This window comes from Pseudomonas sp. ZL2 (genome assembly GCF_054788455.1).
Genome location: NZ_JBGOGX010000047.1, coordinates 104,441 through 128,912 on the forward strand (window position 1 = coordinate 104,441; position 24,472 = coordinate 128,912).

Here is a 24,472-nt window from a genome sequence, read left to right on the forward strand (position 1 = left end):
AAAATCCCCAGAGACTCCTGTGGGAGCTGGCTTGCCAGCGATGAGGGCCGAACAGAACGCCCCAAAGGTTGGCAACCTCGCCCCGGCAACGGATAATGTCCAGTTTTTCCACCTGCGCATCGAAGCGCCGCCGCGCTTGCGGTCGAAAGAGAAGCCCATGAAAGACACCATTCGCCAGCTGATCCAGCAAGCCCTCACCCAACTCGTCACCGACGGTGTGCTGCCTGAAGGGCTGACGCCGGCGATCCAGGTGGAGAACGCCCGGGACAAGACCCACGGCGACTTCGCCAGCAACATCGCGATGATGCTGGCCAAGCCGGCCGGCATGAAGCCGCGCGACCTGGCCGAGAAGCTCATCGCCGCGCTGCCTGCCGACGAGCAGGTCAGCAAGGTCGAGATTGCCGGCCCAGGCTTCCTCAACTTCTTCCAGAACACCCAGGCCCTGGCTTCGCGCCTGGATGCTGCCCTGGCCGACGCCAAGCTTGGCGTGAAGAAAGCCGGCCCGCAGCAGAAGGTGGTAGTCGACCTGTCGGCACCGAACCTGGCCAAGGAGATGCACGTCGGCCACCTGCGCTCGACCATCATCGGTGACGCCGTGTCGCGCGTGCTGGAGTTCCTCGGCGATGACGTGATCCGTCAGAACCACGTTGGCGACTGGGGCACCCAGTTCGGCATGCTGATGGCCTATCTGCAGGAAAACCCGATCACCAGCGACGAGCTGTCGGACCTGGAAAACTTCTACCGCGCGGCGAAAAAGCGCTTCGACGAATCCGAAGAGTTCGCCGACCGTGCCCGTGGCCTGGTGGTCAAGCTGCAAGCCGGCGACCCGGAATGCCTGAAGCTGTGGACTCGCTTCAAGGACATCTCGCTGTCGCACTGCCAGAAGACCTACGAGCTGCTCAACGTCAAACTGACCATGGCTGACGTCATGGGCGAAAGCGCCTACAACGATGACCTGGCCAATGTCGTCAACGACCTCAAGGCCAAGGGCCTGCTGGTCGAAAGCAAGGGCGCCCAGTGCGTGTTCCTTGAAGAGTTCAAGACCGCCGAAGGCGAGCCATTGCCGGTCATCGTGCAGAAAGCCGACGGCGGCTACCTGTATGCCACCACCGACCTCGCTGCCGTGCGCTACCGCAGCAACGTACTCAAGGCTGACCGCGCCCTGTACTTCGTCGACCAGCGCCAGGCCCTGCACTTCAACCAGGTGTTCGAAGTGGCCCGCCGCGCCGGTTTCGTCGGCCACCCGATGCACATGGAACACATGGGCTTTGGCACCATGAACGGCGCCGACGGCCGTCCGTTCAAGACCCGCGACGGCGGCACGGTGAAGCTGATCGACCTGCTCACCGAAGCCAAGGAACGTGCCTACGCCCTGGTCAAGGAGAAAAACCCTGAGCTGCCCGAGGCCGACCTGCGCGCCATTGGCGAAGTCGTCGGGATTGGCGCGGTGAAGTACGCCGACCTGTCCAAGCACCGCACCAGCGACTACAGCTTCAACTTCGAACTGATGCTCAATTTCGAAGGCAACACCGCGCCTTACCTGCTGTACGCCTACACCCGCGTTGCCGGTGTGTTCCGCAAGCTGGGCAAGAGCTTCGACGAAGTCGACGGCCAGATCATCCTGCAAGCGCCACAGGAGCAGGACCTGGCTGCACGCCTGGCGCAGTTCGGCGAGATCCTCAACAACGTTGCCGAAAAAGGTACCCCGCACGTGCTGTGCGCCTACCTGTACGACGTTGCCGGCCTGTTCTCCAGCTTCTACGAGAACTGCCCGATCCTCGGCGCCGACACCCCTGAACAGCAGCAGAGCCGCCTGCGTCTGGCGGCCCTGACCGGTCGTACCCTCAAGCAAGGTCTGGAACTGCTCGGCCTGGAAACCCTGGAGCGCATGTAAGTTGGCTGCCAAGAAAAAACCTGCACCCAAGCGCGGCGCCAGCCGCTATCAGGCACCTGCCAAGCAACCGATCCCGGGCTGGCTGTGGCTGGCAATCGGCCTGTCGGTGGGCGCCTTTGTCGTTTTCCTGATGAAGCTCGAGCCGGGCAACGGCGAGGTCAAGCGTACCAAGCCCGAGCAACAGAAGGCCGAGAAGGTCGCCGAAGCCAACAAGACCGCACCCAGCCCGCAGCAGCCGGTGAAGCCGAAGTACGACTTCTATACCCTGCTGCCGGAATCGGAAGTGATCGTGCCGCCTGAAGCGGTACCGGAGAAAACCCCGCCGGTGCCGGCGCAACCTCCGGTCACCCCGGCGGAAGCGGCGAAGATCGACACCGCCCGCGCCCAGGCAGCGCTGATGGGGCAGACGCCACCGCCAGCACCACCGGTGATCAAGCCGGCGGCCACCACCCAGTTCTTCCTGCAGGCCGGTTCGTTCCGCAAGCAGGCCGATGCCGACAAGGTCCGCGCGCAGATCATCCTGCTCGGCCAGGCGGTCAAGGTGGAGTCCGGTACGGTGAAGGAAGAAACCTGGTACCGCGTGCTGGTCGGCCCGTTCAGCAACCGTGAACAGCTGACCGTGGCGCAGAAGCAACTGGCCGGCAGCGGCTTCAGCAACCTGCTGTTGCAACAGCGCCAGACCCGCCAGTAACCCCGCCCCAAGGCCTTGTCGCAGAGCGCTGCGACAAGGCCTCAGGCTTTAACGCCGCTGGGCGTTGGCCAGTGACACCTGGGTATTGAGCGTCCAGAAGTCATACAGCACCCCGACCAGAAACAGCCCGCCGGTGCACAGGTAGATCAGGCCAGTAATCCACTTGCCCTGGTACATGCGGTGCACGCCAAATATCCCCAGGAAGGTCAGCAGGATCCACGCCAGGCTGTAGTCCAGAGGACCAGGCTGAAAGCGCAGGTCAGCCTCGCGGTCCATTGCCGGAATCAGGAACAGGTCGATCAACCAGCCGATGCCGAGCAGGCCCAGGGTGCAGAACCAGAGGGTACCGGTAACTGGCTTGCCGTAGTAGAAGCGGTGCGCCCCGGTGAAGCCGAAAATCCACAGCAGATAGCCGATCACTTTGCTGTGAGTGTCGTGTAACGGACCGCCTTGTTGATAACTGTTCATTCATAGCCCCTGTGGGTTATCGATAAATTTTCTAAAGAAAAATGTGACTTTTCTGTGGCAACCCGACGTGTGGTCATTTGCCATCCCTCCCGCCGCAAACCCCTATCCTGTCTGGCCCGCGCCTTTCCAATGCAGGCCAATCGCCGCTTTTGCCGGTTTCTGGCGCAGCCCGGAATCGACCAACGGATCAAAATTTGATCAAAAAGCTGTTATAAAGTTGCGCGCCAACCCACCTAGAGCCCTGCCTATGCGTCCTTTTTTCAAGACATGGCTGACCATCTGCCTATTATTGCCACTGGCTGCCCACGCCACCAATCGTGAGCAACGGTTACCCAACGGTTTCTCCGGGTACACCTCCAATTCCACTGCTGTGCGTCCACACAAGAACGTCAGCAGCAACCAAGTCCAGCACAGCTCCAAGCGCAGTGCCCGTTCGAGCAGGCCGCTGCCGGTCGCCGCTGCCATGTCGCCACAGCAGAGCAGCGATGTGCTCAGCCGTGCGGTCAACGTGCTCGGCACCCCGTACCGCTGGGGCGGCAGCAGCCCAAGCAAGGGCTTTGACTGCAGCGGCCTGGTCAAGTACGCCTTCAACGACATCGATGAAGTCGACCTGCCACGCACGTCCAACGCCATGGCCAGCGGCCACGGCATCAAGGTCGATCGCAACGACCTCAAGCCCGGCGACCTGATCTTCTTCAACATCAAGAGCCGCCGGGTCAACCATGTGGCCATTTACCTGGGCAACGACCGCTTCATCCATGCGCCGCGCACCGGCAAGCGGGTCAGCATCGACACCCTTGACAAGCCGTACTGGAAAAGCCGTTACGTGGTTGCCAAACGCGTCTTGCCAAAAAGCCAGCAACTGGCCCTGGCCAAGCGCTAGAATCGCCCCGGCGCCCGCTCACGGGCGCTATCTGGGCTGACCAGCCCTCGCCGCACCAGGCCCTGCAGGCAACCGTCCAGGGTCTGCATACCCTGCGCCCCGCCTGTCTGTAGCGCCGAATACAACTGCGCCACCTTGCCCTCTCGGACCAGGTTGCGCACCGCAGGCGTCGCCAGCAGGATCTCGTGGGCCGCCACCCGCCCACCGCCAACACGCTCGACCAACACCTGCGACACCACCGCCTGCAGCGACTCCGCCAGCATCGCGCGCACCAGTTGCTTCTCTTCGGCGGCAAATACATCCACCAGGCGATCGATGGTTTTCGCCGCCGAGCCGGTATGCACCGTGGCCAGCACCAGATGCCCGGTTTCCGCCGCAGTCAGGGCCAGGCGAATGGTCTGCGGGTCGCGTAGCTCACCGAGCATGATCACATCCGGGTCCTGGCGTAACGCGGCACGCAAGGCCTGGGCGAAGCCATGGCTGTGCCGGCCGATCTCGCGCTGGCTGATCCGGCTGCGCTGCGAGCTGTGGATAAACTCGATGGGGTCCTCGAGGGTGACGATATGCAGCGGCCGCTCGCGGTTCAGGTGATCGACTAGGGCCGCCAGGGTAGTTGATTTGCCCGAGCCGGTGGGCCCGGTGACCAGCACCAGCCCGCCCGACAGCTCGGCAATCTGCCGAAATACATCCCCGAGACCGAGGTCAGCCAGGCTGCTGACCTGCGCCGGAATCACCCGCAGCACCGCAGCGGCACCGTGCAGTTGCTGGAATGCATTGACCCGAAAGCGCGCCAATGCTGACACGGCAAAGGCAAAGTCGATATCCAGATGTGTTTCAAAATCCTTTTGCTGCGCCTCGGACATGATCTGACCGAGCATTTCAGCCATGTGGTCCGGCGTCAGCAGCGCCAGCTCCATTGGCCGCAAACGCCCCTCAAGACGCAGCGCCGGCACCTCGCCCGCCGCCAGGTGCAGGTCGGAAGCACCGGCCCGCACTGCCAGCGCCAGCAGTTCAGTCACATCCATGAGACTCCCCAAAGGCCGCCAAGCAGGTAGAATGCCGCAGACCCAAAGAGCCGCTGGCATCGATCAATGTCCACCATAGCAGACAACCTTTCCACGCTCGCCGCACGTATCCGTGCCGCCGCGCTGGCCGCCGGGCGCGAGCCTTCGGCCGTCCAGCTGCTGGCCGTGAGCAAGACCAAACCCGCCGCTGCCGTGCGCGAAGCCTTCGCCGCCGGGGTGCGCGATGTCGGTGAGAACTACCTGCAGGAAGCCCTGAACAAACAGGGCGAATTGACCGACCTGCCCTTGACCTGGCACTTCATCGGCCCCATTCAGTCGAACAAGACTCGTGCAATTGCCGAGCACTTTGACTGGGTACATTCCGTGGACCGCCTGAAAATCGCCCAACGCCTGTCCGAGCAACGCCCCGAGCACCTTGCAGCGCTGAACATCTGCCTGCAGGTCAACGTCAGCGGCGAAGCGAGCAAGTCCGGCTGCACTCCCGAGGAGCTGCCGGCCCTGGCCAGCGCCATTGCCGCGCTGCCACGCCTGCGCCTGCGCGGGTTGATGGCGATTCCCGAGCCAACCGACGACGAGACCGCGCAACTAGCTGCCTTCGCCCGGGTTCGCCAGTTGCAGGCGAGCCTTGGCCTGGAACTCGACACCCTGTCCATGGGCATGAGCCATGACCTGGAAGCCGCGATTGCCCAGGGCGCGACCTGGGTGCGTATCGGCACCGCGCTGTTCGGTGCCCGCGACTACGGCCAGCCCTGACCCATGCTTTTTCCCTATTTCCCTATCAAGGACCTGACATGAGCAAGACTCGTATTGCCTTTATCGGCGCCGGCAACATGGCTGCCAGCCTGATCGGCGGCCTGCGTGCCCAGGGCCTGGAAGCTTCGCAGATCCGCGCCAGCGATCCGGGCGCCGAGCAGCGGGCGAAAATCCATGCCGAGCACGGCATCGAGATGTTCGCTGACAACGCCCAGGCCATCGAAGGTGCCGATGTGGTGGTCTTGGCGGTCAAGCCACAGGCGATGAAAGCCGTGTGCGAAGCCCTCAAACCCAGCCTCAAGCCCGAGCAGCTGGTGGTCTCGATTGCCGCCGGGATCACCTGCGCGAGCATGAACAACTGGCTCGGCACCCAACCGATCGTGCGTTGCATGCCCAACACCCCGGCGCTGCTGCGCCAAGGCGTCAGCGGCCTGTTCGCCACCGCCCAGGTTTCGCCGGCCCAGCGCCAGCAGGCCGAGCAACTGCTGTCGGCCGTGGGCATCGCCCTGTGGCTGGACACCGAACAACAGCTCGATGCGGTGACTGCCGTGTCCGGCAGTGGCCCGGCGTACTTCTTCCTGCTGATCGAGGCCATGACCGCCGCCGGCGAAAAACTCGGCCTGCCACGGGAAACCGCCGCCAAGCTGACCCTGCAAACCGCCCTGGGCGCGGCGCACATGGCCGTCAACAGCGATGTCGACGCCGCCGAACTGCGCCGCCGGGTAACCTCGCCGGCCGGCACCACGGAAGCGGCGATCAAGTCGTTCCAGGCCAATGGATTCGAAGCGCTGGTGGAACAGGCGCTGGGTGCCGCTGCGCACCGCTCGGCCGAAATGGCCGAACAACTGGGCAACTAAGGAGCCGAAGATGATCGGATTGAACACCGCTGCAATCTATGTGCTGCAGACCCTCGGCAGCCTGTACCTGCTGATCGTGGTCCTGCGCTTTGTCCTGCAACTGGTGCGCGCGGACTTCTACAACCCGCTCAGCCAGTTCGCCGTACGCGCCACCCAACCGCTGCTCAAGCCTATGCGCCGGGTGATCCCGAGCCTGTTCGGCCTGGACATGTCGTCGCTGCTGCTGGCGATCATCATCCAACTGCTGGTGATGGGCCTGACCCTGCTGCTGGCCTACGGCACCACTGGCAACCCGCTGCAACTGCTGGTCTGGTCGATCATTGGCGTGACCTCGCTGTTTTTGAAGATTTTCTTCTTCGCCCTGATCATCAGCGTGATCCTCTCGTGGGTCGCGCCGGGCAGCCATAACCCGGGCGCCGAACTGATCAACCAGATCTGCGATCCGTTCCTCGCGCCGTTCCGCCGTATCCTGCCGAACCTGGGCGGCCTGGATATCTCGCCGATCCTGGCGTTCATGGCGCTCAAACTGATCGACATGCTGGTGATCAACAACCTGGCGGCGATGAGCGGGATGCCGGAGATTCTGCGTCTGCTGGTCTGATCGGTAACCGCAGCGCCCCTATCGCTGGCAAGCCAGCTCCCACAAGGTTCTCAACAACCTGTGGGAGCTGGCTTGCCAGCGATGTTTTTCAAGCCTTGGCACATTGCTTGCCGCCCACCCCGGTGGTCTTTAGACTTACGCCTCATTCAAGCGTGAGCAGGGTCGATGTCCACTGTCTTTCCCGAAGATTCGGTCGGTCTGGTAACACCGCAACTGGCACAGTTCAGCGAGCCGCTGGCGCTGGCCTGCGGTCGCTCGCTGGCCACCTATGAACTGATCTACGAAACCTACGGCACGCTCAACAGCAAGGCCAGCAACGCCGTGCTGATCTGTCATGCGCTGTCCGGCCATCACCATGCCGCCGGCTACCACAGCCCCGACGACCGCAAGCCGGGCTGGTGGGACAGCTGCATCGGCCCCGGCAAGCCGATCGATACCAATCGTTTCTTCGTGGTCAGCCTCAACAACCTCGGCGGCTGCAACGGCAGCACCGGCCCCAGCAGCATCAACCCGCTCACCGGCAAGCCCTACGGCGCCGATTTCCCGGTCCTGACCGTGGAAGACTGGGTGCACAGCCAGGCGCGCCTGGCCGATCGCCTGGGCATCCAGCAATGGGCTGCGGTGGTTGGCGGCAGCCTGGGCGGCATGCAGGCGCTGCAGTGGACCATCACTTACCCGGATCGCGTGCGTCACTGCCTGGACATCGCCTCGGCACCCAAGCTCTCGGCGCAGAACATCGCTTTCAACGAGGTAGCGCGCCAGGCCATCCTCACCGACCCGGAATTCCACGGCGGCTCGTTCCAGGACCAGGGTGTGATCCCCAAGCGCGGCCTGATGCTGGCGCGCATGGTCGGGCACATCACCTACCTGTCCGACGACTCCATGGGTGAGAAATTCGGCCGCGAGCTGAAAAGCGACAAGCTCAACTACGACTTCCACAGCGTCGAGTTCCAGGTCGAAAGCTACCTGCGCTATCAAGGCGAGGAGTTCTCCGGCCGTTTCGACGCCAACACCTACCTGCTGATGACCAAGGCGCTGGACTACTTCGACCCGGCCGCCAGCCACGGCGGTGACCTGGCGGCGACCCTGGCCCCTGTCACGGCGGACTACTGCGTGATGTCGTTCACCACCGATTGGCGCTTTTCCCCGGCGCGTTCGCGGGAGATCGTCGACGCGCTGATCGCCGCCCGCAAGAACGTCTGTTACCTGGATATCGACTCGCCCTATGGCCACGATGCCTTCCTGATCCCGACCCCGCGCTACATCACGGGTTTCACGAACTACATGAACCGCATCGTCTGCTGAGGACCCTATGAGAGCCGACCTGGAAATCATCCAAGACTGGATCCCCGCCGGCAGCCGGGTACTCGACCTCGGCTGCGGTACCGGTGAACTGCTGGCGTCGCTGCGCGACCACAAGCAGGTCGCCGGCTACGGCCTGGAAATCGACCCCGACAACATCGCCCAGTGCGTGGCCAAGGGCGTCAACGTCATCGAGCAGGACCTCGACAAGGGCCTGGGCAACTTCGCCAGCAACAGTTTCGACGTGGTGGTCATGACCCAGGCCCTGCAGGCCGTGGAGTACCCCGACCGGATTCTCGACGAAATGCTCCGCGTCGGCCGCCAGTGCATCATCACCTTCCCCAACTTCGGTCACTGGCGTTGCCGCTGGTACCTGGCGACCAAAGGCCGCATGCCGGTTTCCGACTTCATGCCGTATACCTGGTACAACACGCCGAACATCCACTTCTGCACCTTTGAAGACTTCGAGGCCCTGTGCAGCGAACGCCGCGCCCAGGTCCTCGACCGCCTGGCGGTCGACCATTTGCACCGCCACGGGTGGGCGAGCAAGCTATGGCCTAATCTTCTAGGTGAGATCGGCATTTACCGTGTCAGCAGCCCCGGCCTTACCGAACACAAGGTCGCGGTTTAACCCGCACACCGGAGGAGAACGATCATGGGTCGCTTGTTGAGCTGTTTACTGGTTGCCTGCCTGAGCCTGTCGGCGGTTGCCGCCGATGCCATCAAGGGCGAGCGCAAAGAAGTGTTCGGCGATACCACCGTGCACTACAGCACCTTTATTTCCACCTTTCTGACGCCCGAGACCGCCAAGGCGACTGAACTGGTGCGCAGCAAGAACCAGGGCGTGATCAACGTCTCGGTGATCAAGGCCGGCAAGCCGGTGGTCACCCAGGTCAACGGTACCGTCAAGGACCTGACCAGCAACTCGGTACCGCTGAAGTTCAAGCAGATCACCGAACAAGGCGCGATCTATTACATCGCCCAGTTCCCTGTTGAGCAACAGGAAACCCGTACCTTCACCATCAACGTTGGGGTTAACGGCAAGACCGAAACCATCAGCTTCAACCAAGAGCTTTTCCCAGGCGAATGATGACTTTTCAGCAAATCGTATTGGCCAGCCACAACGCCGGCAAACTCAAGGAACTGCAGGCCATGCTCGGTGACACCGTGCAACTGCGTTCCATTGGCGAATTCAGCAGCGTCGAGCCGGAAGAAACCGGCCTGTCGTTCGTCGAGAACGCCATTCTCAAGGCGCGCAATGCCGCGCGCATTTCCGGCATGCCGGCGCTGGCCGACGACTCGGGCCTGGCCGTGGACTTCCTGGGCGGCGCGCCCGGCATCTATTCGGCACGTTACGCCGACGGTAAAGGCGATGCAGCGAACAACGCCAAATTGCTCGATGTGCTCAAGGACGTTCCGCAAGAACAGCGCGGCGCCCAGTTCGTCTGCGTCCTGGCCCTGGTCCGCCATGCCGACGACCCGCTGCCGATCCTCTGCGAAGGGCTGTGGCATGGTCGCATCCTGACCCAGGCCAGCGGCGCCCACGGTTTTGGCTATGACCCGCTGTTCTGGGTGCCGGAGCTCGATTGCTCCAGCGCCGAGCTGAGCCCTGCCGACAAGAACCAGATCAGCCACCGTGCCCGCGCCATGAGCCTGTTGCGTCAACGTCTGGGCCTGGCATGACCGAGCGTTCGCCGGCACAGCCACTGCACTTGGGCGAGGCTGGCTTTTCTTCCCAAGCACCGCGGGCGGCATTGACGCAGTTGCCGCCCCTGGCGCTGTACATCCATATCCCCTGGTGCGTGCGCAAATGCCCGTACTGCGACTTCAACTCCCACGCCGCCACCCCCGAGCTGCCTGAAGAAGCCTACGTCGATGCCTTGCTGGCCGACCTGGACCAGGAACTGGGCGCCGTTTATGGCCGCCCGATCAGCTCGATCTTCTTCGGCGGCGGCACCCCGAGCCTGTTCAGCGCCCGCGCCCTGGGCCGCTTGCTGGTGGGTGTGGAGCAACGCATCCCGTTTGCCAGGGACATCGAGATCACCCTGGAAGCCAACCCCGGAACGTTCGAGCAGGAGAAGTTCAAAGCCTACCGGCAGCTGGGCATCAATCGCCTGTCGATCGGCATCCAGAGCTTCCAGCAGGCCAAGCTCGAAGCCCTGGGCCGCATCCACAACGGTGACGAGGCCATTCGTGCCGCCGATATGGCGCGCAATGCCGGGTTCGACAACTTCAACCTCGACCTGATGCATGGCCTGCCCGACCAGTCGCTGGACGACGCCCTGGGCGACCTGCGCCAGGCCATCGCGCTGAACCCCACGCACCTGTCCTGGTACCAGTTGACCCTGGAGCCGAACACGGTGTTCTGGAACCAGCCGCCGCTGCTGCCCGAAGACGACATCCTCTGGGACATCCAGGAAGCCGGCCAGGCGCTACTGGCCAGCCACGGCTACGCCCAGTACGAAGTCTCGGCCTACGCCCAGCCCGGCCGCGCCGCCCGCCACAACCTCAACTACTGGAGCTTTGGCGATTTCATCGGCATTGGCGCTGGCGCCCACGGCAAGCTCAGCCACCCCGACGGGCGCATCCTGCGCACCTGGAAAACCCGCCTGCCCAAGGACTATCTGAACCCGGCCAAGGCCTTCAAGGCCGGCGAGAAGCTGTTGCCGGTGGATGAACTGCCCTTCGAGTTCCTGATGAACGCCCTGCGCCTGACCCAGGGCGTGGACATCGAGCTGTTCAGCCAGCGCACCGGCTTGCCACTGGAGCAGCTCACCGCAGCGCGGCGTGAAGCCGAACAAAAAGGGCTTTTGCAGGTCGAACCGACGCGACTGGTCGCTACCGCGCGTGGCCAGTTGTTCCTCAACGACCTGCTGCAGTATTTCTTGACCTAAGGATTGCGAATGGACCTGGTACTCGACTTGCTCTCGACCGTTTCCCGCTGGAGTCGCAGCAACTTGTCGGAGATTTCCCTGGCCTTGGTGGGCTGTTTGCTGGTGCTGTTCGGCACCGACATCAAAGGCTGGGTCGAACAACGCCTGGGCGGCCTTGCAGGCGCCTTGCGCGTGCCGTTCATGGCCCTGCTGGTGATGATCGGCAGCGGTGCGGCGCTGATCTATGCCACGCCGTGGGTAGTGAAGGGGCTCGCGCAGTTCAACAACTATGCGTTGGCGCCGGTGTTGCTGATTGTGCTGGTGTTGATTGGCGTGGTTGCTGATCGACGCTGAAGATCAGGGCGCTTTCAGGGCTGCTTCGCAGCCCATCGCCGGCAAGGCCGGCTCCCACACAGATCTCCTGACAATTTAACACTGCAGGCAATCACAGCACCTGTGGGAGCCGGCCTTGCCGGCGATCGACCGCAAGGTTTACGCCAGCTTCTCGAACTTCAGATCCCACACCCCATGCCCAAGCCGCTCGCCGCGGCGTTCGAACTTGGTGATCGGGCGTTCGGCCGGGCGCTCTACGCACTTGCCGTCTTCGGCCAGGTTGCGATAACCCGGGGCCACGTTCATCACTTCCAGCATGTATTCGGCATAGGGCTCCCAGTCGGTCGCCATATGGAACACGCCGCCCACCTTGAGCTTGCTGCGCACCAGCGCGGCGAATTCCGGCTGAACGATGCGGCGCTTGTGGTGACGGCTCTTGTGCCATGGGTCGGGGAAGAACAGCATCAGCCGGTCGAGGCTGTTGTCAGCCACGCACTTGTTCAGCACTTCAATGGCGTCGCAGTCATACACCCGCAGGTTCTTCAGGCCCTGGGTCAGCACGCCGTTGAGCAGCGCGCCGACACCCGGACGGTGCACTTCGACACCGATGAAGTCCTGCTCCGGTGCGGCAGCAGCCATTTCCAGCAGGGAATGGCCCATGCCGAAACCGATCTCCAGGGTCCGCGGCGCCGAGCGGCCAAAGACCTGGTCGTAGTCCACCGGGCTCTCGGCCAGGGGCAGGATGAACAACGGCCCACCCTGGTCCAGGCCACGCTGCTGGCCTTCGGTCATGCGCCCGGCACGCATCACGAAACTCTTGATGCGGCGGTGTTGGCGCTCTTCGCCTTCGGTGGTGATCGGCGTTTCTTGCGATTCAGTCATCAGGGGCTCTTACTTGATCAGACCATCCAGCGGCGACGAGGCGCTGGCATAGAGTTTTTTCGGCATACGCCCGGCCAGGTAGGCCAGACGGCCAGCGACAATGGCGTGTTTCATGGCTTCGGCCATCATGACCGGCTGTTGTGCGTGAGCAATCGCCGAGTTCATCAGCACCGCCTCACAACCCATTTCCATGGCGATGGTGGCGTCCGATGCGGTACCGACTCCAGCGTCGACCAGCACAGGTACTTTCGATTCTTCGAGGATGATCTGCAGGTTGTACGGGTTGCAGATCCCCAGGCCCGTACCGATCAGACCGGCCAGCGGCATCACTGCGATACAGCCGATTTCGGCCAGCTGACGGGCAATGATCGGATCGTCACTGGTGTAGACCATCACATCGAAACCGTCCTTGACCAGCACTTCGGCGGCCTTGAGGGTCTCGATCACATTAGGGAACAGGGTCTTCTGGTCGGCCAGCACTTCGAGCTTGACCAGGTTGTGGCCATCGAGCAGTTCACGGGCCAGGCGGCAGGTGCGCACGGCTTCGACCGCGTCATAGCAACCCGCAGTGTTCGGCAGGATGGTGTAGCGATCGGGTGGCAGCACGTCGAGCAGGTTCGGTTCGCCCGGGTTCTGACCGATGTTGGTCCGGCGCACGGCCACGGTGACGATCTCGGCACCGGAGGCCTCGATGGCCAGGCGGGTTTCTTCCAGGTCACGGTACTTGCCGGTGCCGACCAGCAGGCGCGACTGGAAGGTACGACCGGCCAGGGTGAAGGGCTTGTCGCTACGAACGTTGCTCATCGGTAATCCTCTTGAAGGTTGAGGGACTTGCAGGTAAATCGCGAAGGCCTAGCCACCGCCAATAGCGTGTACCACTTCAACCTGGTCGCCTTCGTTCAGCGCGGTGCTGTCGTGCTGGCTGCGCGGCACGATGTCCAGATTGAGTTCGACCGCCACCCGGCGACCCGCCAGGTCAAGCCGGTTGAGCAGGGCCGCGACGCTTTCGCCATCGGGCAATTCGAAAGGTTCACCGTTCAGTTGAATGCGCATGCGCACGGCCGCCATTATTTTTAGGGGCCCGCATTCTAGCCCTGATCAGGGCGCAAACCCAAGGCCGGGCCGCGCCATTCGTCTCGATCCGGACTCGCGGGTCAGCTCAGGCGCCAGGCTGCAAGGCCCAGGCACAGCCATCCGCCGAGAAACGCCAGACCGCCAAAGGGGGTGATGATGCCAAGCTTGCCGATGCCGCTCAGCGTCAGCACATACAGGCTACCGGAAAACAGCAGGATCCCCAGGGCGAACAGACCACCGGCCCAACCGACCAGGCGCCCGGGCAGGTGCACCGAGAGCACGGCCACCGCGAGCAGGGCCAGGGCATGCACCAGCTGGTAGGTCACGCCGGTATGGAAGATCGCCAGGTATTCGCTGCTCAACCGGCCCTTGAGGCCATGGGCGGCAAAGGCCCCCAGGGCCACGCCGGTGAATCCGAAAAATGCCGAGAGCAGCAGAAAGCTACGAAGCATTGGGAAGACTCCTAGTCATCACAGGGTCTGTATAATGGCCCGCTCCATCGGTTCGGCCAAGCCATCACCTATGCTGTCTTCCATTTTCCGCCGTCTCACCCGTGCCCTGTTGTGGTTCGCCGCTGGCAGCGCCCTGCTGGTGCTGGTGTTTCGCTGGGTGCCGCCGCCAGGTACCGCGCTGATGGTCGAGCGCAAGGTCGAGTCCTGGTTCAACGGCCAGCCGATCGACCTGCAACGGGACTGGGAGCCGTGGGAGCAGATCTCCGATGAGCTCAAGCTGGCGGTGATCGCCGGCGAAGACCAGAAGTTCGCCTACCACTGGGGCTTTGACTTCAATGCCATCCAGGCGGCGCTGGCCCATAACGAACGCGGTGGCAGTATCCGCGGCGCCAGCACCCTGAGCCAGCAAGTGGCCAAGAACCAGTTCCTCTGGGCTGGCCGTAGCTGGCTGCGCAAGGGCCTGGAAGCCTGGTTCACCGCGTTGATCGAGCTGCTGTGGTCGAAAGAGCGGATTCTTGAGGTCTATCTCAACAGCGCTGAATGGGGTGAAGGCGTGTTTGGCGCGCAGGCCGCAGCGCGGCACCACTTTGGCGTTGATGCCCGTCAACTATCGCGCCAACAGGCCAGCCTGCTGGCTGCGGTGCTGCCCAGCCCGTTGAACTGGAGTGCCAGCCGGCCAAGCACTTATGTGGCGCGACGTGCCGGCTGGATTCGCCAGCAGATGCGCCAGCTGGGCGGTAGTGGTTATCTGGCGCAGCTGGACAGCCCGCGCCGGGCGCCCTGGAGCCAATAAAAAACCCGGCAAAGCGCACACTTTGCCGGGTTTTTTATTGGCTGATTACTGGGTAACCGCCTTAGAACGCGCCCATATAGTCACGTTTGCCCACTTCGACACCGTTGTGACGCAGGATTGCGTAAGTGGTGGTGACGTGGAAGAAGAACTGTGGCAGGCCGTAGGTCAGCAAATAAGCCTGGCCACTGAAGCGCTTCTCTTTCGGCGTGCCCGGACGGGTCACGATTTCGATGCCTTCCTTGCCGTCGATCTGCGCCGGCGCAACGCCATCCAGGAAAGCCAGAACCTTACTGATCAGCGCTTGCAGTTCAGCAAAGGTGGTTTCGCTGTCATCGTATTTCGGCAACTCGACCTCAGCCAGGCGCGCCGATACACCCTTGGCGAAATCAACAGCGATCTGCACCTGGCGAACCAGTGGAAACATATCCGGATACAGGCGAGCCTGGAGGAAGACGCTCGGATCAATGTTTTTCGCCGTGGCGTGAGCTTCGGCCTTGTTCAGAACATCACTCAAGGCGTTGAGCATTTGCTTGAAAACAGGAACAGAAGCGGCGTACAAGGAAATGGTCATAACAGTCTCGACAGGGTGGCGGAGAATCATGAAAAAGCCCCGACACGTCGGGGCTTTTTGGTTATTGCCGTATCGCGAATCAGACTGCGATCAAGGCTTTGACCTTGTTCATCGCATTCTTTTCCAGCTGGCGAATCCGCTCGGCAGACACGCTGTATTTCTCGGCCAGGTCATGCAAGGTGGCCTTTTCCTCGGCCAGCCAGCGCTGGTAGAGGATGTCACGGCTGCGATCATCCAGGCCCTGCAGGGCTTCGTGCAGGTTGCTGGTGGAGTTGTCACTCCAGTCGGCATCCTCCAGTTGACGCGCCGGGTCGTAACGGTGGTCTTCCAGGTAGTTGGCCGGCGACTGGAATGCACTGTCGTCGTCGGCTTCACTGGCCGGGTCGAAGGCCATGTCCTGACCGGTCAGGCGGCTCTCCATCTCACGCACTTCACGCGGCTCGACACCCAGGCTTTCGGCGACACGATGGACTTCATCGTTGTTCAGCCAGGCCAGGCGTTTTTTCTGGCTGCGCAGGTTGAAGAACAGCTTGCGCTGAGCCTTGGTGGTAGCGACCTTGACGATGCGCCAGTTACGCAGGATGAACTCGTGAATCTCGGCCTTGATCCAGTGCACCGCAAAGGACACCAGACGCACACCCATTTCCGGGTTGAAACGCTTGACCGCTTTCATCAGGCCAACGTTACCTTCCTGGATCAGGTCGGCCTGGGCCAGCCCGTAGCCGGAATAGCTGCGAGCAATGTGTACAACAAAACGCAGGTGGGCGAGCACCATCTGCCGAGCCGCCCCAAGATCCTGCTCATAGTAGAGACTCTCGGCCAGTTCACGCTCCCGCTCGGGCGTCAGCAATGGAATGCTGTTGACCGTGTGCACATAGGCTTCCAGGTTTGCGCCGGGAACCAGGGCATAGGCAGGTTGCAACGAAGTGGTCATACGAAAAAACCTCCGACTCACTAAACTCGTGCCATAGGCACTGCCAACATTGACCGGGAACCGCGAAACAAGTTCCCTAAAAATGAAAAGAGTCAATACCAGCAAAAAGACACTATCGCGGTGCAAGCTCGCTCAAGTGGCGGGCGACCGCAATCCAAGCACCGATATACCCTAACAATACCGCTCCAAGCAAGAGGGATAGACCATCGGCTGACGGAACCCCGGCCAGGGCAAAATCACTGCCGTACAGTCCGGAGAGCCCGATAACCGCGTCGTTCAGCCAGTTCAGGCCAAACGCCAGCACGCCCCAGGCCAACACCCCGGCACCCAGGCCATACAAGGCGCCCATGTACAGGAAAGGCCGGCGCACATAGCTGTCGGTACCACCGACCAGCTTGATTACCTCGATCTCGGTACGGCGGTTCTCGATGTGCAGGCGAATTGTGTTACCAATTACCAAAAGCAGTGCCGATACCAGCAAAACCGTCAGGCCGAAGACAAAGCGGTCACCCAGCTTGAGAATCGCCGCCAGCCGCTCGACCCAAACCAGGTCGAGCTGCGCCGCTTCGACCTTGGGCAGCTCCGCCAGGCGCTGACGCAGGGCTTCCAGCGCCGGCTTGTCGACTTCCGCCGGGGTTACCACCACCACGCCAGGCAGCGGGTTCTCCGGCAATTCACGCAGGGCTTCGCCCAGGCCGGACTGCTGCTGGAACTCATTGAGGGCCTGCTCGCGGCTGACATACTCAGCCTCGGCAACCCCGGGCAAACCCTTGATCTGCTCACGCAGGGCTTCGCCTTCGTGGCTGCTGGCATCGAGCTTCAGGTACAGGGAAATCTGTGCCGCGCGCTGCCAGGAGCCACCCAGGCGTTCGACGTTGCTCAGGAGCAACGACAGGCCCATGGGCAGGCTCAGGGCCACCGCCATCACCAGGCAGGTAAAGAAGCTGCCGATCGGCTGCTTGCCCAGGCGCCGCAGGCTGTCGAGCAGGCTCGAACGGTGGCTTTCCAGCCAGGCATGCAGCAGGGTACGAAAATCCGGGCCGTCATCATCGTGACCGCCACGTTTGTTTTTTTCCGGTGCAGCGTCCGCCGCCTTGGGTGCTACCCGCTCGGAAACCTTGGGACTACGTGTCGCACTCATTGCCCGGCCTCCCCGTCGCCGATCAAGCGGCCGCGCTGCAGGGTCAGCATGCGATGGCGCATGCGCGCGATCAGCGCCAGGTCGTGACTGGCGATCAGCACGCTGGTACCCAGGCGGTTGATATCTTCGAATACACCCATGATCTCCGCAGCCAGGCGCGGGTCGAGGTTACCGGTAGGTTCGTCCGCCAGCAGCAAGGCCGGGCGGTGGACAATAGCGCGGGCAATGCCGACGCGCTGTTGCTGGCCGGTGGACAGGTCGCCGGGGTACAGCTCGGCTTTGTCTGACAGGGCCACGCGTTCCAGCGCCGAGTCGACCCGCTTGGCCACTTCGACCTTGGACAGGCCGAGGATCTGCAGCGGTAGGGCGACGTTGTTGAATACGGTACGGTCGAACAGCAGCTGGTGGTTCTGGAACACCACGCCGATCTGCCGGCGCAGGAACGGGATCTGCGCGTTGCTGATCTGCCCCAGGTCCTGCCCGGCCAGCAGCAGCTTGCCGCTGGTGGGACGTTCCATGGCCAGCAACAGGCGCAGCAAGGTACTTTTGCCGGCGCCGGAATGGCCGGTAACGAACAGGAATTCGCCCCGACGCACCCGAAAACTCAACTCATGCAGGCCAACGTGACCATTGGGGTAGCGCTTGGCGACCTGTTCGAATCGAATCATGGATGCTCCCGCTCGGCAAACAGTGCTTTCACGAAGGGTTCGGCTTCGAAGGTGCGCAAATCGTCAATCCCTTCGCCCACGCCAATATAGCGGATCGGCAGGCCGAACTGCTTGGCCAGGGCAAAGATCACCCCACCCTTGGCGGTGCCGTCGAGCTTGGTCAGGGCCAGGCCGGTCAGTTCGACGCTCTGGTTAAAGTGCTTGGCCTGGTTGATGGCGTTCTGGCCGGTACCGGCGTCGAGCACCAGCAGCACCTCGTGGGGTGCGTCGGCATCGAGTTTGCCGATCACCCGACGGACCTTCTTCAGCTCTTCCATCAGGTTGTCTTTGGTGTGCAGGCGACCGGCGGTGTCGGCGATCAATACATCGATATTACGGGCCTTGGCGGCCTGCACGGCATCGAAGATCACCGAAGCCGAATCGGCGCCGGTGTGCTGGGCGATGACCGGGATCTGGTTGCGCTCGCCCCAGACCTGCAGTTGCTCGACCGCAGCAGCGCGGAAGGTGTCACCGGCGGCGAGCATGACCTTCTTGCCTTCGAGCTGCAGCTTCTTCGCCAGCTTGCCGATGGTGGTGGTCTTGCCGGCGCCGTTGACGCCGACCACAAGGATCACGAACGGCTTGCTCTGGTTATGAATGCGCAGCGGCTGCTCGACCGGCTTGAGCAGGTCGGCCAGCTCGCCTTGCAGCGACTTGTACAGCGCATCGCTGTCGGCCAGCTGCTTGCGCGCGACCTTCTGGGTCAGGCTCTGGACGATCACCGAAGTGGCTTCGACGCCGACGTCGGCGGTCAGCAGGCGGGTTTCGATTTCATCCAGCAGGTCGTCATCGATGGCTTTCTTGCCGAGGAACAGGCTGGCCATGCCCTCGCCGATGCTGGCGCTGGTCTTCGACAGGCCCTGCTTGAGGCGGGAGAAAAAGCCACTTTTGCTCTCTTCGCTACGCACTGGAGCGGCTGGTTCGGCAACCGGGGCAGCCACTTCCACGGCAGCGGCCACGGGTACAGGCTCGGGCTCCGGTGCGACGACTGGCGCAGGCACGACAACAGGCTCAGGTGCAATGACGACGGGCTCAGGCGCAACTACAACCGGCTCAGGCTCAGGCTCGATGACCGGCATGGGAGCGGGATGCGCACGCTCGGGAATCGGCGGCGGGGTATGCGACTCAAGGTCGGCAACCAGGGCCACCGGCTCTTCAGGCACAGGCAGGACAAGGCCGACGGAAGGCGCGGGCTGAACTTCGACCGGCACGGCAACTGGAGCGACATGCACGGCTTCTGGCACAGCAACAGGTGCAGGTGCAGGTGCAGGTGCAGGTGCAGGTGCAGGTGCAGCCTCGACCGGTGCAACGGCAGCCGCAACCTCGGCAGGCAACGCAGCAGGTTGCTCCGCTTCAATCGGTGCAGGGGCTTGCGGCTGTTCAGCTACGGGTTGCTGGGGCTTTTTGCGCAACCAGCCGAACAGGCCTTTCTTTTCACCAGCCGCGGCCGGCGTCTTTTTGTCGTCGTTGGAACCAAACATGGAAGACGGCTATCTCAGGGTAGCGATGCGCCACTGCGGCGCCTCGTAAATTCTTTTAACGCAGAACAGTCTACTTTTAATCCGGCTCGTTCTTGCGCAGCATTTTGTCATCAAGCCTACGGGCTGGATCCACGACAGGCATGGTCCTCAGGCAACCGGATCAGTATCCTAGCACCTCCAAGCCCGCTGACGCTAAGACCACGCGGGCAGTCCTACAGGTTAAACAACGTATGAATGCTCTAGCCCGCCGCGCCGCTGGCCTGTTGCTCAGCACAGTTTGTCTGCCGTTCGCGGCCTTCGCCGCCGATACGCAACCCACTCACGAGTTCATTCTCGACAACGGCCTGAAAGTGGTCGTGCGCGAGGACCACCGGGCGCCGGTGGTGGTCTCGCAAATCTGGTACAAGGTCGGATCGACCTATGAATCCCCCGGCCAGACCGGCCTTTCCCATGCCCTGGAACACATGATGTTCAAGGGCAGCGAGAAGCTCGGCCCCGGCGAAGCCTCGCGCATCCTGCGCGACCTGGGCGCCGAAGAGAACGCCTTTACCAGCGACGATTACACCGCCTATTACCAGGTGCTGGCCCGCGACCGCCTGCCGGTAGCGCTTGAGCTCGAAGCCGACCGCATGGCCAGCCTGCGTCTGCCGGCCGACGAGTTCAGCCGCGAAATCGAGGTCATCAAGGAAGAACGCCGCCTGCGCACCGACGACCAGCCCAATGCCAAGGCCTTCGAGCTGTTCAGCGCCATGGCCTTCCCGGCCAGCAGCTACCGCACCCCGACCATAGGCTGGATGGCTGACCTTGACCGTATGAAGGTCGAGGAGCTGCGTCACTGGTACGAATCCTGGTACGTGCCGAACAACGCCACCCTGGTGGTGGTCGGCGATGTCACTGTCGAGGAGGTCAAGGGCCTGGCCCAGCGCTTCTTCGGCGCCATCCCGAAACGCGCGGTGCCACCGGCCAAGCTGCCGCTGGAGCTGGCCGAGCCTGGCCTGCGGGAAACCACCCTGCATGTACAAACCCAGCTGCCGAGCCTGATCTACGGCTTCAACGCCCCCGGCCTCGCCACTGCCAAGGACCCCCGCACCGTGCACGCCCTGCGGCTGATCTCGGCACTGCTCGACGGCGGTTACAGCGCACGCCTGCCGAGCCGCCTGGAGCGTGGCCAGGAGCTGGTCTCCGGCGCTTCCTCCAGCTACAACGCATTTACCCGCGGCGACAGCCTGTTCCTGATCTCGGCCACGCCGAACCTGCAGAAACACAAAACCCTGGCCGACGTCGAAGCCGGTATCTGGAAGCTGCTCGACGAGCTCAAGACCACCCCGCCTTCGGCTGAAGAGCTTGAGCGCGTACGTGCCCAGGTCATCGCCGGGCTGGTCTACGACCGTGACTCCATCAGCAGCCAGGCCACCGCCATTGGCCAGTTGGAAACCGTCGGCCTGTCGTGGAAGCTGATCGACAGCGAGCTGGACGAGCTGAAAAGCGTGACCCCGGCAGACATCCAGAGCGCCGCCCGCACCTACTTCACCCGTGAACGCCTGAGCGTTGCCCATGTACTGCCCGAGGAGAACGCTCATGAGTGAACGCAGCGCACCCCGCTACACCCTGATCGGCCTGGGCCTGCTGTTGCTGCTGGGCTTGCTGGCTTTCTTCCTGGCCAAGCCGGCGCAGTCGGATAACGCCGCGCAACCGGCCACCAGCACCGCCGCCAAGGCGGCCAACACCTTGCAATCGCTGGCTGAGCTGGACGGCAAGGCGCCAAGCCGCCGACAGTTGAACATCCAGACCTGGAATACCGCCGAAGGCGCCCGCGTGCTGTTCGTCGAAGCCCGCGAGCTGCCAATGTTCGACCTGCGCCTGACCTTCGCCGCCGGCAGCAGCCAGGACGGCGATGCCCCGGGCCTGGCGACCCTGACCAACGCCATGCTTAACGAAGGCGTAGCCGGCAAGAGCGTCACCGCCATCGCCGAAGGCTTCGAAGGCCTGGGCGCCGACTTTGGCAATGGCGCCTACCGCGACATGGCCGTGGCTTCGCTGCGCAGCCTGAGCGCCGCCGACAAGCGCGAGCCGGCGCTGAAGCTGTTCGCTGAAGTGGTCGGCAAACCAACCTTCCCGCAGGACGCCCTGGCACGCATCAAGAACCAGATGCAGGCCGGCTTCGAGTACCAGAAGCAGAACCCTGGCAAACTGGCCGGTATCGAGCTGTTCGAGCGCCTGTACGGCACCCACCCTTATGCCCACCCGAGTGACGGCACAGCCAAGAGCATCCCGCCGATTACCCTGGAGCAACTGCGCGCCTTCCACGCCAAGGCCTATGCCGCCGGCAACACAGTCATCGCCCTGGTCGGTGATTTGAGCCGCAGCGAAGCCGAAGCCATTGCCGCGCAAGTTTCCTCTGCCCTGCCAAAAGGCCCGGCACTGGCCAAGGTTGAACAGCCTAGCGAGCCCAAAGCTGGCACCACGCACCTCGATTTCCCGTCCAAGCAGACCCACCTGATGCTCGCTCAACTGGGCATCGACCGTAACGATCCGGACTACGCTGCGCTTTCGCTCGGCAACCAGATCCTCGGCGGCGGCACCTTTGGCACCCGCCTGATGAGCGAAGTGCGCGAGAAGCGCGGCCTGACCTACGGCGTGTACTCGGTGTTCAGCCCGATGCAGGTGCGGGGCCCATTCATGATCAACCTGCAGACCCGTGCCGAGCTCAGCGAGGGCACCCTCAAGCTGGTTCAGGACATCCTCGCCGACTACCTCAAGAGCGGCCCGACCCAGCAAGAGCTGGACGATGCCAAGCGCGAACTGGCCGGCAGCTTCCCGCTGTCCAATGCCAGCAACGCCAGTATCGTCGGCCAGTTGGGCGCCATCGGCTTCTACCACCTGCCGCTGACCTGGCTGGAAGACTACATGCAGCAATCCCAGGCGCTGACCACCGAACAGGTCAAGACCGCGCTGAACAAACACCTGGCCGCTGACAAGATGGTCATCGTCACCGCCGGGCCAAGCGTGCCGCAAAAACCACTGCCGCCGCCCACTGACAAACCCGCCGAGCAACCGCTTGGCGTACCGGAGCATTAATGGCCAGTCCATCCGCAAAATCGGCCAAGCCGCACCACGGCCAGGGCCAGCTGCGCATCATTGCCGGCGAATGGCGCAGCCGGCGCCTCGGCTTCCCTGACGCGCCGGGCCTGCGGCCGACCCCGGACCGGGTCCGCGAGACCCTGTTCAACTGGCTCGCCCCGCACATCGAAGGGGCAAAAGTGCTCGACGCCTACACCGGTAGCGGCGCGCTGTACCTCGAAGCGCTGTCCCGTGGCGCGGGCGAGTCCGTGGCCCTGGACAGCAACCCGGCGGCCATCGCCAGCTTGCGGCAGAACCTGGAAACCCTGCGTTGCCCACGCGGCCAGGTGATCCAGACCGACGCCCAGCGCTACCTGCAGGGCGAGCCGAAGCTGGCCTTCGACCTGGTGTTCCTCGATCCGCCGTTCAACCAGGGCTTGCTGCCCACCACCTGCGCCCTGCTTGAAGAGCGTCAGTGGCTGGCCGAGAACGCCTGGATCTACACCGAGAGCGAAACCCCGCCATCGACCCTGCAGCTGCCCGGCAACTGGCGCCTGCACCGAGAGAAGAAAGCCGGCCAGGTGTATTACGCACTCTGGCAACGCAGCTGATTCACAGCAGGAAGGCGCAACGGGCGTTACACTTCAAGACAACCGTTGCGCTTTTCTGCCGAGATACCTCCGATGTCATCTGCCCCGTCCAGCCCCTTCAAACCCGCCCTGGGGCTGGGCAATCCGCATATGCAGACGCTATGGGGACCGTTGTGGCGTAAATCAGCGGCCCTGAGCCGCCAGCGCGAACGTTTGTGGCTCGCTGATGGCGATTTTCTCGACCTCGACTGGCACGGCCCCCATGAAGCGACAACGCCAGTGGTGCTGGTGCTGCACGGGCTCACCGGCTCCTCCAGCTCACCTTACGTGATTGGCATGCAACAGGCCCTGGCCGACCGTGGCTGGGCCAGCGTGGCGTTGAACTGGCGCGGCTGCTCGGGCGAGCCCAACCTGCTGCCACGCAGCTACCATTCCGGCGCCAGCGAAGACCTGGCTGAAACTATCAACCATCTGCGTGCGCAACGGCCTCAAGCGCCGCTGTATGCGGTGGGCTACTCGCTGGGTGGCAACGTGCTGCTCAAGCACCTGGGTGAAGCCGGTTCGACCAGCCAGTTGCAGGCGGCGGTAGCGGTATCGGTGCCATTTCGTCTGGACCAGTGTGCCGACCGCATCGGCCTGGGCTTTTCCCGGGTGTACCAGGCGCACTTCATGCGCGCCATGCTCGCTTATGTGAAAGACAAGCAGCGCCACTTCCAGCATCACGGGCACCATGAAGGGCTGGCTGTATTGGAGCGCCTGGGATCGCTGGAAAACCTGCGTACATTCTGGGATTTCGATGGTCGGGTGACCGCGCCGCTCAATGGCTTTGCTGACGCCAAGGACTATTACCGGCGCGCATCGAGCCGGTACTTTTTGGGCGAGAACCGTACGCCAACGCTGATCATCCACTCCAGCGATGACCCGTTCGTGTTTGCCCACAGCCTGCCAGGGGCCAATGAGCTGGCGGCGCAGACCACCTTCGAGCTGCACACACGTGGCGGGCATGTGGGGTTTGTCGATGGCAGTGTGCGCAACCCGGGGTACTACCTGGAACGGCGGATTCCGCAGTGGCTGGCGATAAATCGAGCTGACTGAAAAGCTTCGCCG

Annotated in this window: 28 protein-coding genes; 17 read left to right on the forward strand and 11 right to left on the reverse strand. The window is 63.0% G+C overall.

All coding sequences use genetic code 11. The features are described from left to right. The first annotated feature begins 157 nt into the window (after positions 1–157). Positions 158–1,894 (forward strand): arginine--tRNA ligase, encoded by a 1,737-nt coding sequence (argS, locus tag ABM562_RS21780; protein ID WP_134061199.1) that lies wholly within the window; start codon positions 158–160, stop codon positions 1,892–1,894. A 1-nt stretch (position 1,895) separates the two neighbouring features. Beyond that, entirely contained in the window at positions 1,896–2,585 is a 690-nt protein-coding gene (locus tag ABM562_RS21785; RefSeq protein ID WP_038997644.1) for an SPOR domain-containing protein, read from the forward strand. A gap of 48 nt (positions 2,586–2,633) precedes the next feature. Here ABM562_RS21785 and ABM562_RS21790 read toward each other — a convergent pair whose 3' ends face one another. Then, positions 2,634–3,053, reverse strand: coding sequence for an NINE protein (locus ABM562_RS21790; protein WP_115089394.1), 420 nt, complete (start codon positions 3,051–3,053; stop codon positions 2,634–2,636). A 139-nt stretch (positions 3,054–3,192) separates the two neighbouring features. Between ABM562_RS21790 and ABM562_RS21795 the strand changes: the two genes are divergently transcribed. Next, positions 3,193–3,936, forward strand: a complete 744-nt coding sequence (locus tag ABM562_RS21795; RefSeq protein WP_415842488.1) for a C40 family peptidase — start codon at positions 3,193–3,195, stop codon at positions 3,934–3,936. Here ABM562_RS21795 and ABM562_RS21800 read toward each other — a convergent pair. Beyond that, entirely contained in the window at positions 3,933–4,961 is a 1,029-nt protein-coding gene (locus tag ABM562_RS21800) for a type IV pilus twitching motility protein PilT (protein ID WP_460423303.1), read from the reverse strand. The two genes, ABM562_RS21795 and ABM562_RS21800, sit on opposite strands and share 4 nt — an antisense overlap. A 66-nt stretch (positions 4,962–5,027) precedes the next feature. On the opposite strand from ABM562_RS21800, the gene ABM562_RS21805 reads away from it, so the two are divergent. From ABM562_RS21805 to ABM562_RS21845, 9 genes are all read left to right on the forward strand, one after another. Continuing rightward, positions 5,028–5,714 (forward strand): YggS family pyridoxal phosphate-dependent enzyme, encoded by a 687-nt coding sequence (locus ABM562_RS21805; RefSeq protein ID WP_115089397.1) that lies wholly within the window; start codon positions 5,028–5,030, stop codon positions 5,712–5,714. Between the two features lie 38 nt (positions 5,715–5,752). After that, complete coding sequence (proC, locus tag ABM562_RS21810) at positions 5,753–6,571, forward strand: pyrroline-5-carboxylate reductase (RefSeq protein ID WP_115089398.1); 819 nt, start codon at positions 5,753–5,755, stop codon at positions 6,569–6,571. 10 nt (positions 6,572–6,581) lie between these two features. Beyond that, positions 6,582–7,172: a YggT family protein gene (locus ABM562_RS21815; protein ID WP_115089399.1), complete on the forward strand. Its 591-nt coding sequence runs from the start codon at positions 6,582–6,584 to the stop codon at positions 7,170–7,172. Positions 7,173–7,337: 165 nt separating this feature from the next. Next, positions 7,338–8,477, forward strand: a complete 1,140-nt coding sequence (gene metX / locus ABM562_RS21820; protein ID WP_115089400.1) for a homoserine O-succinyltransferase MetX — start codon at positions 7,338–7,340, stop codon at positions 8,475–8,477. 7 nt (positions 8,478–8,484) lie between these two features. After that, positions 8,485–9,105 carry a methionine biosynthesis protein MetW gene (gene metW / locus ABM562_RS21825; RefSeq protein ID WP_038997652.1) on the forward strand — a complete coding sequence of 207 codons (621 nt, stop codon included), beginning with the start codon at positions 8,485–8,487 and terminating at the stop codon, positions 9,103–9,105. Positions 9,106–9,129: 24 nt separating this feature from the next. Then, on the forward strand, positions 9,130–9,564 hold the full coding sequence (locus ABM562_RS21830; protein ID WP_115089401.1) for a DUF4426 domain-containing protein: 435 nt from the start codon (positions 9,130–9,132) through the stop codon (positions 9,562–9,564). Beyond that, positions 9,561–10,157 (forward strand): RdgB/HAM1 family non-canonical purine NTP pyrophosphatase, encoded by a 597-nt coding sequence (rdgB, locus tag ABM562_RS21835; RefSeq protein WP_460423306.1) that lies wholly within the window; start codon positions 9,561–9,563, stop codon positions 10,155–10,157. The genes ABM562_RS21830 and rdgB overlap by 4 nt, the downstream gene beginning before the upstream one ends. Beyond that, positions 10,154–11,368 (forward strand): radical SAM family heme chaperone HemW, encoded by a 1,215-nt coding sequence (gene hemW / locus ABM562_RS21840; protein ID WP_460423308.1) that lies wholly within the window; start codon positions 10,154–10,156, stop codon positions 11,366–11,368. The genes rdgB and hemW overlap by 4 nt, the downstream gene beginning before the upstream one ends. Before the next feature lie 9 nt (positions 11,369–11,377). Beyond that, positions 11,378–11,701 carry a DUF3392 domain-containing protein gene (locus ABM562_RS21845; RefSeq protein ID WP_010222202.1) on the forward strand — a complete coding sequence of 108 codons (324 nt, stop codon included), beginning with the start codon at positions 11,378–11,380 and terminating at the stop codon, positions 11,699–11,701. 138 nt (positions 11,702–11,839) lie between these two features. Here the strand turns inward: ABM562_RS21845 and trmB are convergent, their stop codons facing one another. From trmB to ABM562_RS21865, 4 genes are all read right to left on the reverse strand, one after another. After that, positions 11,840–12,562, reverse strand: a complete 723-nt coding sequence (gene trmB / locus ABM562_RS21850; RefSeq protein WP_134061197.1) for a tRNA (guanosine(46)-N7)-methyltransferase TrmB — start codon at positions 12,560–12,562, stop codon at positions 11,840–11,842. A gap of 9 nt (positions 12,563–12,571) precedes the next feature. Further along, positions 12,572–13,366, reverse strand: coding sequence for a thiazole synthase (locus ABM562_RS21855; RefSeq protein WP_460423310.1), 795 nt, complete (start codon positions 13,364–13,366; stop codon positions 12,572–12,574). 48 nt (positions 13,367–13,414) lie between these two features. Beyond that, positions 13,415–13,615, reverse strand: coding sequence for a sulfur carrier protein ThiS (gene thiS / locus ABM562_RS21860; RefSeq protein ID WP_010222198.1), 201 nt, complete (start codon positions 13,613–13,615; stop codon positions 13,415–13,417). A gap of 101 nt (positions 13,616–13,716) precedes the next feature. Beyond that, positions 13,717–14,088, reverse strand: coding sequence for a DUF423 domain-containing protein (locus tag ABM562_RS21865; protein WP_010222197.1), 372 nt, complete (start codon positions 14,086–14,088; stop codon positions 13,717–13,719). A gap of 34 nt (positions 14,089–14,122) precedes the next feature. Between ABM562_RS21865 and mtgA the strand changes: the two genes are divergently transcribed. Beyond that, a complete protein-coding gene (gene mtgA / locus ABM562_RS21870; RefSeq protein ID WP_415842484.1) occupies positions 14,123–14,881 on the forward strand; it encodes a monofunctional biosynthetic peptidoglycan transglycosylase in 759 nt (252 codons plus the stop codon). 61 nt (positions 14,882–14,942) lie between these two features. On the opposite strand, the gene ABM562_RS21875 is transcribed toward mtgA, so the two are convergent. The 5 genes from ABM562_RS21875 to ftsY all read right to left on the reverse strand — a co-directional run bounded on the left by ABM562_RS21875 (position 14,943) and on the right by ftsY (position 19,715). Next, the gene (locus ABM562_RS21875; RefSeq protein ID WP_028943901.1) at positions 14,943–15,452 is read right to left on the reverse strand and encodes a DUF1993 domain-containing protein; all 510 of its coding nucleotides are present in this window, start codon (positions 15,450–15,452) and stop codon (positions 14,943–14,945) included. A 79-nt stretch (positions 15,453–15,531) separates the two neighbouring features. After that, complete coding sequence (gene rpoH, locus ABM562_RS21880) at positions 15,532–16,386, reverse strand: RNA polymerase sigma factor RpoH (RefSeq protein WP_115089405.1); 855 nt, start codon at positions 16,384–16,386, stop codon at positions 15,532–15,534. A gap of 112 nt (positions 16,387–16,498) precedes the next feature. Further along, on the reverse strand, positions 16,499–17,527 hold the full coding sequence (gene ftsX / locus ABM562_RS21885; RefSeq protein WP_115089406.1) for a permease-like cell division protein FtsX: 1,029 nt from the start codon (positions 17,525–17,527) through the stop codon (positions 16,499–16,501). After that, positions 17,524–18,195, reverse strand: a complete 672-nt coding sequence (gene ftsE / locus ABM562_RS21890) for a cell division ATP-binding protein FtsE (RefSeq protein ID WP_065757980.1) — start codon at positions 18,193–18,195, stop codon at positions 17,524–17,526. Before ftsE ends, ftsX begins: the two co-directional genes overlap by 4 nt. Then, positions 18,192–19,715: a signal recognition particle-docking protein FtsY gene (gene ftsY, locus ABM562_RS21895; RefSeq protein WP_460423315.1), complete on the reverse strand. Its 1,524-nt coding sequence runs from the start codon at positions 19,713–19,715 to the stop codon at positions 18,192–18,194. The genes ftsE and ftsY overlap by 4 nt, the downstream gene beginning before the upstream one ends. A 230-nt stretch (positions 19,716–19,945) precedes the next feature. Between ftsY and ABM562_RS21900 the strand changes: the two genes are divergently transcribed. The 4 genes from ABM562_RS21900 (at position 19,946) to ABM562_RS21915 (ending at position 24,460) form a co-directional block, all read left to right on the forward strand. After that, complete coding sequence (locus ABM562_RS21900; RefSeq protein ID WP_115089409.1) at positions 19,946–21,301, forward strand: M16 family metallopeptidase; 1,356 nt, start codon at positions 19,946–19,948, stop codon at positions 21,299–21,301. Next, on the forward strand, positions 21,294–22,793 hold the full coding sequence (locus ABM562_RS21905; RefSeq protein WP_115089410.1) for a M16 family metallopeptidase: 1,500 nt from the start codon (positions 21,294–21,296) through the stop codon (positions 22,791–22,793). Before ABM562_RS21900 ends, ABM562_RS21905 begins: the two co-directional genes overlap by 8 nt. Beyond that, positions 22,793–23,386: a 16S rRNA (guanine(966)-N(2))-methyltransferase RsmD gene (rsmD, locus tag ABM562_RS21910; RefSeq protein ID WP_460423317.1), complete on the forward strand. Its 594-nt coding sequence runs from the start codon at positions 22,793–22,795 to the stop codon at positions 23,384–23,386. The genes ABM562_RS21905 and rsmD overlap by 1 nt, the downstream gene beginning before the upstream one ends. Positions 23,387–23,458: 72 nt before the next feature. Continuing rightward, positions 23,459–24,460: a hydrolase gene (locus ABM562_RS21915; RefSeq protein ID WP_115089412.1), complete on the forward strand. Its 1,002-nt coding sequence runs from the start codon at positions 23,459–23,461 to the stop codon at positions 24,458–24,460. Positions 24,461–24,472: the final 12 nt, after the last annotated feature.

Coding starts and splice junctions, on each gene's coding strand:
- ABM562_RS21830 (WP_115089401.1), top strand. CDS start 9,130: ATGGGTCGCTTGTTGAGCTGTTTACTGGTTGCCTGCCTGAGCCTGTCG.
- rdgB (WP_460423306.1), top strand. CDS start 9,561: ATGATGACTTTTCAGCAAATCGTATTGGCCAGCCACAACGCCGGCAAA.
- ftsY (WP_460423315.1), bottom strand. CDS start 19,715: ATGTTTGGTTCCAACGACGACAAAAAGACGCCGGCCGCGGCTGGTGAA.
- rsmD (WP_460423317.1), top strand. CDS start 22,793: ATGGCCAGTCCATCCGCAAAATCGGCCAAGCCGCACCACGGCCAGGGC.
- ABM562_RS21905 (WP_115089410.1), top strand. CDS start 21,294: ATGAGTGAACGCAGCGCACCCCGCTACACCCTGATCGGCCTGGGCCTG.
- metW (WP_038997652.1), top strand. CDS start 8,485: ATGAGAGCCGACCTGGAAATCATCCAAGACTGGATCCCCGCCGGCAGC.
- ABM562_RS21855 (WP_460423310.1), bottom strand. CDS start 13,366: ATGAGCAACGTTCGTAGCGACAAGCCCTTCACCCTGGCCGGTCGTACC.
- ABM562_RS21805 (WP_115089397.1), top strand. CDS start 5,028: ATGTCCACCATAGCAGACAACCTTTCCACGCTCGCCGCACGTATCCGT.
- ABM562_RS21845 (WP_010222202.1), top strand. CDS start 11,378: ATGGACCTGGTACTCGACTTGCTCTCGACCGTTTCCCGCTGGAGTCGC.
- metX (WP_115089400.1), top strand. CDS start 7,338: ATGTCCACTGTCTTTCCCGAAGATTCGGTCGGTCTGGTAACACCGCAA.
- ABM562_RS21800 (WP_460423303.1), bottom strand. CDS start 4,961: ATGGATGTGACTGAACTGCTGGCGCTGGCAGTGCGGGCCGGTGCTTCC.
- ABM562_RS21915 (WP_115089412.1), top strand. CDS start 23,459: ATGTCATCTGCCCCGTCCAGCCCCTTCAAACCCGCCCTGGGGCTGGGC.
- hemW (WP_460423308.1), top strand. CDS start 10,154: ATGACCGAGCGTTCGCCGGCACAGCCACTGCACTTGGGCGAGGCTGGC.
- rpoH (WP_115089405.1), bottom strand. CDS start 16,386: ATGACCACTTCGTTGCAACCTGCCTATGCCCTGGTTCCCGGCGCAAAC.
- ftsE (WP_065757980.1), bottom strand. CDS start 18,195: ATGATTCGATTCGAACAGGTCGCCAAGCGCTACCCCAATGGTCACGTT.
- ABM562_RS21865 (WP_010222197.1), bottom strand. CDS start 14,088: ATGCTTCGTAGCTTTCTGCTGCTCTCGGCATTTTTCGGATTCACCGGC.
- ABM562_RS21790 (WP_115089394.1), bottom strand. CDS start 3,053: ATGAACAGTTATCAACAAGGCGGTCCGTTACACGACACTCACAGCAAA.
- thiS (WP_010222198.1), bottom strand. CDS start 13,615: ATGCGCATTCAACTGAACGGTGAACCTTTCGAATTGCCCGATGGCGAA.
- ABM562_RS21900 (WP_115089409.1), top strand. CDS start 19,946: ATGAATGCTCTAGCCCGCCGCGCCGCTGGCCTGTTGCTCAGCACAGTT.
- trmB (WP_134061197.1), bottom strand. CDS start 12,562: ATGACTGAATCGCAAGAAACGCCGATCACCACCGAAGGCGAAGAGCGC.
- mtgA (WP_415842484.1), top strand. CDS start 14,123: ATGGCCCGCTCCATCGGTTCGGCCAAGCCATCACCTATGCTGTCTTCC.
- argS (WP_134061199.1), top strand. CDS start 158: ATGAAAGACACCATTCGCCAGCTGATCCAGCAAGCCCTCACCCAACTC.
- ftsX (WP_115089406.1), bottom strand. CDS start 17,527: ATGAGTGCGACACGTAGTCCCAAGGTTTCCGAGCGGGTAGCACCCAAG.
- ABM562_RS21875 (WP_028943901.1), bottom strand. CDS start 15,452: ATGACCATTTCCTTGTACGCCGCTTCTGTTCCTGTTTTCAAGCAAATG.
- ABM562_RS21815 (WP_115089399.1), top strand. CDS start 6,582: ATGATCGGATTGAACACCGCTGCAATCTATGTGCTGCAGACCCTCGGC.
- proC (WP_115089398.1), top strand. CDS start 5,753: ATGAGCAAGACTCGTATTGCCTTTATCGGCGCCGGCAACATGGCTGCC.